The organism is Phenylobacterium sp. (genome assembly GCF_036402295.1).
In the GTDB taxonomy this organism is placed as follows: domain Bacteria; phylum Pseudomonadota; class Alphaproteobacteria; order Caulobacterales; family Caulobacteraceae; genus Phenylobacterium.
Genome location: NZ_DASWTE010000348.1, coordinates 21,305 through 29,893 on the forward strand (window position 1 = coordinate 21,305; position 8,589 = coordinate 29,893).

7 protein-coding genes are annotated in these 8,589 nt (G+C 72.4%); 3 read left to right on the forward strand and 4 right to left on the reverse strand.

All coding sequences use genetic code 11. The annotated features are described in order from the left end of the window. Positions 1–25: 25 nt before the first annotated feature. The gene (locus VGD44_RS20745; protein ID WP_331090285.1) at positions 26–2,689 is read left to right on the forward strand and encodes a DEAD/DEAH box helicase family protein; all 2,664 of its coding nucleotides are present in this window, start codon (positions 26–28) and stop codon (positions 2,687–2,689) included. Between the two features lie 282 nt (positions 2,690–2,971). On the opposite strand, the gene hisG is transcribed toward VGD44_RS20745, so the two are convergent. The 4 genes from hisG to VGD44_RS20765 form a co-directional block, all read right to left on the reverse strand. Beyond that, the gene (gene hisG / locus VGD44_RS20750; protein WP_331090286.1) at positions 2,972–3,925 is read right to left on the reverse strand and encodes an ATP phosphoribosyltransferase; all 954 of its coding nucleotides are present in this window, start codon (positions 3,923–3,925) and stop codon (positions 2,972–2,974) included. Next, positions 3,922–5,052, reverse strand: a complete 1,131-nt coding sequence (locus VGD44_RS20755; RefSeq protein ID WP_331090287.1) for an ATP phosphoribosyltransferase regulatory subunit — start codon at positions 5,050–5,052, stop codon at positions 3,922–3,924. Before VGD44_RS20755 ends, hisG begins: the two co-directional genes overlap by 4 nt. After that, the gene (hisS, locus tag VGD44_RS20760) at positions 5,052–6,512 is read right to left on the reverse strand and encodes a histidine--tRNA ligase (RefSeq protein ID WP_331090288.1); all 1,461 of its coding nucleotides are present in this window, start codon (positions 6,510–6,512) and stop codon (positions 5,052–5,054) included. The genes VGD44_RS20755 and hisS overlap by 1 nt, the downstream gene beginning before the upstream one ends. A gap of 258 nt (positions 6,513–6,770) precedes the next feature. Then, positions 6,771–7,595 carry an AraC family transcriptional regulator gene (locus tag VGD44_RS20765; protein WP_331090289.1) on the reverse strand — a complete coding sequence of 275 codons (825 nt, stop codon included), beginning with the start codon at positions 7,593–7,595 and terminating at the stop codon, positions 6,771–6,773. A 103-nt stretch (positions 7,596–7,698) separates the two neighbouring features. Here VGD44_RS20765 and VGD44_RS20770 point away from each other — a divergent pair, with 103 nt between their 5' ends. Further along, the gene (locus VGD44_RS20770) at positions 7,699–8,418 is read left to right on the forward strand and encodes a DoxX family membrane protein (protein WP_331090290.1); all 720 of its coding nucleotides are present in this window, start codon (positions 7,699–7,701) and stop codon (positions 8,416–8,418) included. A gap of 33 nt (positions 8,419–8,451) precedes the next feature. Further along, the coding region (locus tag VGD44_RS20775) for a hypothetical protein (protein WP_331089184.1) at positions 8,452–8,589 on the forward strand (138 nt) is incomplete at its 3' end.

An 8,589-nucleotide genomic window follows, 5' to 3' on the forward strand; every position in this document is an offset into this window, starting at 1 on the left:
CGAATCCGGCGATACGTCAGGGTCGATGCTGTCGCGAATGCAGTTCAAGGGCGTCTGGCGCGACTATCAGGCCCGCGTCCTGGAGGAGATCGGCGATCACCTCGCCGATGGCCGGCTGCATGTCGTGGCGGCGCCCGGCGCGGGCAAGACGATCCTTGGGCTCGAGATCGTGCGCCGGCTGGGCCGCCGCGCGCTCGTGTTCGCGCCGACCGTGGCGATCCGCGACCAGTGGGCCGATCGCCTGACGCCGCTGTTCCTCGATGAGCCGCCGGCCGCCCACGAGGTCTCACATCAGCTTTCCGAGCCCCGCGTCCTGACGCTGGCGACGTACCAGGCGCTCGACGCCTTCCGGCGCGCCGGCGAGGTCGAGCGCCTGGCGAACGCGCTGAACGGGCCCGGCCCCCTCACCCTCGTCCTCGACGAGGCGCACCATCTGCGGCGGGAGTGGTGGAACGGCATCGAGAAGCTGACCTCGTCGCTGGCCGATGTGCAGGTCGTGTCGCTCACGGCCACCCCGCCCTACGACGCCACCTTCGCCGAGTGGACGCGCTACGAAGGCGTCTGCGGCCCGATCGATCTCGAGATCGGCATCCCGGAACTGGTGCGCAACGGCGACCTCTGCCCGCACCAGGACCACGTGATCCTGTCCCAGCCCACGCACGAGGGGCTGAAGCTGCTGGACGGGCGACGCCGCGCGATCGCGCAGCTGCAGGCCGACCTGCGGACGGACGGGGGCCTCCACGACCGGCTCGAGCGTCACCCCTGGCTCACCGAGCCCGAGGCGCAGGCCGAGGCGATCCTGGAGACGCCCGAGATGCTCTCGGCCATCCTCCTGCAACTGGCGGGCGCCGGCCGACGGTTGCCCACCGCGCCGCTGAGGCTGCTCGGCGTCTCGGCGCGCGAGCTGCCGCCGCCGTCCTTCCTCTGGCTCGAGACATTCCTCGAGGGCGTGACAGGCAGCCATGCGAAGGTCTTCGACATCGGGGCGGATCGCGCAAAGGCGCTGCGCCAGCGGCTTCACGAGCAGGGGCTTGTCGAAGGCGGACGCGTCCGCCTGCAGTCCACGCGATCCATCTTCCAGCTCATGGCGTCCAACCTCGCCAAGCTGGATAGCATCTCCGATATCGCCCAGGCGGAGGACCGGGCGTTGGGCGAACGCCTCCGGATGGTGGTGCTGTCGGATCACGTCCGAGCAGGCGACCTGCCGGCGGCGCCCGAGGCCGAGTTCCGGCCATCACGCCTGGGCGTCGTGCCGATCTTCGAGCACCTGCGCCGGGCCGGCGCGGGCTCAGGGCTCATTGGCGTGCTGACCGGCACGCTGGTGATCGTTCCCCGCACGGCCTTTCCGTTGCTGACCGAGCTTGCCGCGGACCATCGCCTGGACCCGAGCGTCTGCCGGGCTTTCGAGATCCCGGCGTGCCCCGATCATGTCCGCGTCGAGCTCGCGGGCGTGGAGGGGGCGCGCCTCGTCCACCTCGTGACCGCCCTCTTTGCCCGGGGCGCCATACGGATCCTCGTCGGGACCCAGTCCCTGCTGGGCGAAGGTTGGGACGCGCCCGCGCTGAACAGCCTGGTCCTCGCCAGCAACACGGCCTCGTTCATGCTCTCGAACCAGATGCGCGGCCGCGCCATCCGCATCGAGCCGGGCAATCCGCATAAGGTCGCCAACATCTGGCACCTGGCGACCGTCGAGCCGTCCCAGGGTCTGTTGACCGAGGCCGTGGCGCGGCTCGATTGGGGCCCGCTGATGGACGAGGGGCCTGGCGGCCTGTCGGATGGCGCGCTGCTGGCGCGCCGGTTCCGCGCCTTCGAGGGCATCTCCAGCGGCGACTCCACCCTGATCGAGAGCGGCATCGGTCGTCTTGGCCTCAGCCTCACCGAGGACATGGCCGCCGCGAACCGCCGGACCCTCGCGGCGGCGGCTGACCGGCCAGGAATCGCCCGGCGGTGGTCGGCCTCGCTTGGCGCCGGCGGTCCTCGGGCGCGTGTCCGGGAAACGGCCGCGCCCAACTATGCGCCGCGCGGGCTCGCATGGGCCGATACGTTGCGCGCCGTGGTGTGGAGCGCCGGCAGCGCGGCCGCCTTCGCCGTGGCCGACGAACTGCGAGGCTGGGAGTCCCTCGACGACCTGGGCGCCTTCGGCATGGCTGCGGCTGGCGTCGCCGCCCTGGCCAGCCTCCCGGGACTCGCCAAGGCGTTCCGTCTCATGTGGCGCAACGGATCCGTCGAAGGCAGCCTGGAACAGGTGGGGTGGGCGGTGCTCCAAGGCCTCTTCCACGCCGGCGCCGTGAGCGAGACCGAGGTTCGCAACGGCCGCTTCGAGGTCCGCTCCAGTATCGACGGGCGAAAGGACATCGTCCTGCACGGCGTCAGCCGCAGCACCGAGCGGCAGGTGATGCAGGCCGTCGCCGAGGTGCTCGGACCGGTGCAGAACCCCCGCTACCTGCTGGCCCGCCGCAGCCGCCTGGGCTGGCGCACGCGAACCGACTACCACGCCGTGCCCGCGGCTCTGGGGGCCAAGAAGGAATGGGCCGAGCGGTTCTCCCGTCTGTGGAACACGCGGGTCGGCTCGTCCGACCTCGTCTACGCCCGGACTCCCGAAGGCCGGCGGGTGCTGCTCCGCGCCCGCGCAAAATCCCTGGCCGCCGGCTTCCAGCGCTCCGTCGACCGCCGCTCGGCCTGGACGTAGATGGTTTTTGACGTTCGCGTCGAAAATCGCGTCGGCACAAAAAGAATCGGCCTGCAGCGGGGGATAGTCGCTGCAGGCCGCCTTGAGCAGTCGCTCTGATTGAGCGGGCGTTTCCTCCCCGAAACGCCGGAGACCTCAGGACTAGGCGCCTTCATGTCTCTCGCCAGATGACAAAACGGCAATTTTCTGCCCGAGTCAACGGGCCAACACCCGGGTCCAGGCACGCCACGATCAGAATTTCGCGACCCGGGGAAAACTTTACGCTGTTTTTCGACTGTTACGTCAAATAACCCTCGCCCTAAGCGTGTCGTATGGCGAGCAACTCACGTCAAAGACGAAGTTCGGATTGGACACGGTCACTGGACCCAGACCTGAAGCGGTCAGGGCCAGGCTGGCGTCCGACACCTGGGCCGAATCGACCAGCAGGCCGTTCGGGCGGCGCGATGCGCCCGCGGCCACGAGGGCGTCCACCACCTTGCCCTCGGCCGCGTCGCCGCGGGCCGGCCAGGCCAGGGTGGCGCTGCGCAGGGCCGCCGCGCGGGCCTCGACGATCCGCAGCAGCCGCTCGGCCTGGGCCAGGGCATCTGCGCTCCACCCGGCGCGCAGGCCCGCGGCCAGCTGCGCCTGGCTCTTCAGCATGACGCCATCGGCCAGCACCTTCAGCCCGTTTGCCTCGAGCGTCGCGCCGGTCGTGGTGATGTCGACGACCAGCTCGGCGGCGCCGGTCGCCGGCGCGCCCTCGGTGGCGCCCCCCGACTCCACGATCCGGTAGTCGGCCACGCCGTGGCGGGTGAAGAAGCTGCGGGTCTGGGCCAGGTACTTGGTGGCCACCCGCATCCGCCGGCCGGTGCGCGCCAGGTAGTTGTGCGCAACTTCCTCGAGGTCGGCCATGGTCTCCACGTCGAGCCAGCTTTTCGGCACGGCTGTGACCAGGTCGGCGCGGCCGAAGCCCAGCGGCCGCAGCAACAGGACGCGGGCGTCCAGGTCGTCGCCGCGCTCGCGCAGCAGGTCCTCGCCAGTGACGCCCAGGTGCACCTCGCCAGCGTCGAGCGCATCAGCGATGTCGGCCGCCGAGAGCAGCCGGACCTGCGCGCCCGGAAGGCCCTTGAGGCTCGCGAGGTAGCCGCGCGCGCCGCCGGTGACTTCCAGCTTCAGCCCGCAGTCGGCCAGCCAGCCCTCGACCTGTTCCTTGAGGCGGCCCTTCGACGGGACCGCGATGACGAGCCCGCTGGTCATTGTTCCGCTCCCGACCAGGCCCGCCAGGGGCGCACCATGCAGCCGACCGCCCGGGCCGCGCCCTGGCCGCCGAGCCTGGGCAGCAGCCCGTCATAGCGTCCGCCCACCGCCACCGGCAGGTCGGCGCCGAGGGCTGTGCTGCGCACCTCGAACGTCAAGCCGTCGTAGTAGTCGAAGGCGTGGCCCAGGGCGGGCGTGAAGCGCGTGCGGTCGGCCGGCGCGGTGCGCGACAGCTCCAGCAGCCGCTGCTCCCAACCGGCCACAGCGGCCTTGAGCGCCCCGTCCCTCTTCCCCGCGAGCTCGCGCATGCGCGCGAAGGCGTAGGCCGGCGTGTCGTCGATGGCCATGAAGGCGCGGATGGCGTCGGCTTGGGCCTCGGTGAGCGACGGCGCGCGCGCCGCCTCGGCCTTGCGCACCAGGCGGGCGGCGATCTCGGCCGGGCCGCGGCCACCGACAGGCTCGACGCCGGCCAGCGCCCAGACCTCTTCCAGCAAGGCCGCGGCCTGGGTTTCCGACAGGCCCGCGAGCAGGCCCGACAGCGTGCCACCGGCCTCGGAGGCGCCCTCGCCGGTGCGCGACAGCTCGGCCCAGAGGAGCCGCGGCCGCCCGGCCACCCGCTTCAGGCGGGCCGCCAGGGTCTCGGGCAGGTCCAGGCTCTCCACGAAGGCCCCGAACAGCGCCACGTCGCCCAGCCACAGCGAGAGGTCGTCGCGCCCGCCCGCCGCCGCCGCGCGCCAGGCCAGACCCGCGATCTCGGCGTCCGCCGCCTCGACCGCCCCGCCGCCCGGCGAGAACATCTCGAGCCCGATCTGGACGAACTCCTCGGGCCGGTCGGCGCTGGTCGAGGCCCGGAACGCTGCGCCCTCGTACCAGTACATGCCTGCGGCGCGGCCGCCCTCGATGTGCTGGCGTGCTATGGCGACGGTGAAGTCGGGGCGCAGGCAGCTCTCGGCGCCGCCCTCGGCCTGCACCACGAACAGCCGCGCCCGCATGGCCTCGCCGGCCAGGTCGAGCAGCAGGTTCAGCGGCTGCAGCAGGGGCGCGTCGGCGCGCTCGGCCCCGGAGCCTTCCAGGGGTTCACGCACAGCCGCCAGCACGGCGGCCGGAACGGCGGGCTCGACGCGCATCAGCCGGCGTCCAGGATGAGACGGAGCGCCGGGATCAGCTCGGCGCGCGGGATCGTCTGTTGGCCGGGGCGCTGCCCGCGCCATTCCGCGTTGTCGGTGACCTTCGAGGCCAGCTCGCGGCCGAGGTCGAGGTCTTTCACCGTGACCGTGCCGGCGGCCAACTCGTCGTCGCCGACGATGATGGCGGCTGGAGACAGCCGCCGGTCGGCGTACTTCATCTGCGCCTTCATGCCCGACGAGCCGAGGTAGACCTCGGCCGGGATGCCGGCCGCGCGGATCTCGCGGGCGACGGCGAAGTAGTCGGCCATCCGGTCCTGCGAGAAGGCGATGACCACCACCGGGCCGCGCGCCGCCTGGCCGAAGTCGCGGCCCGCCGCCTTGAGCGCCGAGGCCAGCCGGGAGACGCCGAACGAGAAGCCGGTGGCCGGGGTGCGCTCGCCGGTGAACCGCGCCACCAGGTCGTCGTAGCGCCCGCCGCCGCCGATCGAGCCGAACCGCATCGGCTGGCCCTTGTCGTCGAGGGTGGAGAGCAAGAGCTCGGCCTCGAAGACCGGGCCGGTGTAGTATTCCAGGCCGCGCACCACCGACGGCTCGATCACCGCCCGGTCGACGCCCACGCCCAGGCCGGTGAGCGCCGCGTCGATGGCCGCCAGCTCCGCCAGGCCCTCGTCGCCCTCGGCCGAGCCGCCCACCACGTCGGCCAGTTTCGCCAGGGTGTCGGCGCGGCCGCCCGCGCCCGCCGCCGTGAACGCCAGCACCCGTTCGGCCGCCGTCGCGTTCAGGCCCGCGCCCCTGGTGAAGTCGCCGCTCTCGTCCTTGCGGCCCTCGCCCAGCAGGAGCCGCACGCCGTCCGGCCCCAGCCGGTCCAGCTTGTCCACCGCCCGCAGCACCGCCAACTTCTGCGCCTCGCTCTCGACGCCGGCCGCGGTCATTAGCCCGTTCAGGAGCTTGCGGTTGTTGATCTTGATTAGCGCCGAACCCGCCGGCAGGCCCGCGGCCTCCAGCCCTTCGACCGCCATGGCGATGATCTCGGCGTCGGCTTCGGGGCGGGCGGAGCCCACCGTGTCGGCGTCGCATTGCACGAACTCGCGGAACCGCCCCGGCCCCGGCTTCTCGTTGCGCCACACCGGCCCATAGGCATAGCGCCGGTACGGCTTGGGCAGCGTCTCCCAGTTCTGCGCCGCGAACCGGGCCAACGGCGCCGTCAGGTCGTAGCGCAGCGCCATCCACTGCTCGTCGTCGTCGGTGAGCGCGAAGACGCCCTCGTTAGGACGATCGGCGTCAGGCAGGAACTTGCCCAGCGCGTCGGCGTACTCGAACGCCCCGGTCTCCAGCGGCTCGAAGCCCCAGCGCTCGTAGACGCCGCTCACCGCCGCCAGGATCGCCCGCTCGGCGACCACGTCGCGCGCACGGCGGTCGATGAATCCGCGGGGGGCTCGGGCTTCGGGACGCTCGCTCATGGCCGCGCGCTTACCGGCTGGCGCGTCCGCACTCAAGGAAGGAAGGTCGTTCATCGGTCGTCTCTCTGGAACGGAGGGCGACGGACGAAGCTGGAGAAGATCGAGCCCCGTCCGCATCGGCGGGGCTCGGAAGGGTTCGCGTCAGGCCGCGCGCACCCGCTCCGGACCCGCCAGGGTCGGATGGTGGTGGTGGCCGTGATGGTGCGCGAACCGCGTCATGACGGCGGCGCTTCTAGCGGAGAAGTATATCGGAGTCGACTACGCCGCCCGACGCCACGCCCGTGGTGACGTGCCGAACGCGCGCCGGAACGTCGCGTTGAAATGGCTGATGTCGTTGAAGCCGACGTCGAAGGCGATCTCGGTGATCGGGGCCGTGGTGTCCATCAGGCGGTCGGCGGCGGCGCGCAGGCGGGCGGCGATCTGGTACTGGCGCGGCGTCTCGCCGGTGGCGGCCCGGAAGGCGCGGATGAAGTGGTAGCGACTGAGCCCCGCCAGCTTCGCCAGCACCGACAGGCTGAGCGCCTCGGCGGGCCGGGAGTCGATCAGGGCGGCCACCTCGCGGATCCGCCGCGCATCCGCTGCCGGCGCCGGACCAGCCCGGGCGCCGGCGCGGAGGCAGGCGGCCACCAGCCGGACCACCGCCTCCTCGTCCGGCGTCCCGGCCGCGGCCAGGCGGCGGACCGCGGCATAGACCGGCGTCGCCGCGCGGCTGGCCCTGAGCGCCGCCACCGGGAACGCCGCCGCCTTCAGCCGGCAGTCGTTGGCCACCTCGGCCAGCAGGCCCTCGTCCAGCGCGATCACCGAGCGGCGCACGCCCGCCTCGTCGAGGTAGCGGTAGGTGAACTCCTCGCCGGCGTTCCCCAGCAGCACCACGCCCGGCTGGGCCTCGGCCTGGCCGATCGGCGAGCGGTAGTCGAAGTGGCCCGAGACGATCACCCCGATGGAGGCGAAGGCGTAGCAGCTCTCCAGGCGGCTGCGGCCGGGGTCCGAGCGGCAGCGGGCCTCGCCGGCGCCATACAGCCCCGGATGGGACGGAAGCTCCGGCCCGTGCACCTCGATGCGGAACGGCTCGGTCTCGGCCATGCGGGACGGATACTGGCGCAGCCTGACGCAGAGGCAACCGCAATAAACCCCAAGTTCCGCCGCGCCGGCCGCGCGATGGTCCGCCCCGCGAGCGGGGAACTGCATGGACCGGACACGCCTCATCTACGGCCTGGGGGCCATCGGCCTGGGCGTCCTGGGCTTCGTCGTGGGCGACTTCGCCCTGCAGTGGCAGCCGGTCCCCAAGGGCGTCGTCGGCCGCGAGGCCCTGGCCTATGTCAGCGCCGCCCTGCTGCTGGCCGGCGGCCTGGCGACGGTCTGGAGCCGCACGGCCGCCTGGGGCGCGCTGGCGCTGGGTGTCATGTACGGCGTGTGGGTGGTGGCGCTGCATATGCCCAACGCGCTGGCCAACCGCCCCAACGACCTCGCCGCCTGGAACGCGGTCGCCGAGGCGCTGGCGCTCTCGCTGGGCGGCCTCGCCGGCTGGGGGATCGCAAACCGTCCGGACTGGGGCGAGCGCGCGGGGCGGCTGTTCGGCCTCTGCCCGGTGATCTTCGGCCTCGCCCACTTCGGCTACGCCAAGTTCACCGCCTCGATGATCCCGGGCTGGCTGCCCGCGCCCCTGTTCTTCGCCTACCTCACGGGGGCCTGCCACATGGCCGGCGGCCTGGCGCTGATCGCCGGCGTTGTCCCGCGCCTCGCCGCGACGCTGCTCGCGGCCATGTACGCGACCTTCGCGCTGATCCTGCACCTGCCCCGGGTGATCGCCGCTCCGGACGAGCGGATCGAGTGGACCATGCTGTTCATCGCCGTCTCCCTCACCGGCGCCGCCTGGATCGTCCGTTCGACGGTGAAAGCCCCCTAGGCTAGGCGCGCGCTCGGGCATAAAAGCCGGCCCATGCGTGAGATCACCCACTTCATCGACGGCGCCGCGTTTGCGGGCGCTTCGGGCCGCTACGGCGATGTCTTCAACCCCAACACCGGCGAGGTGCAGGCGCGCGTCCAGTTCGCCAGCGAGGCGGAGGTGGACAAGGCG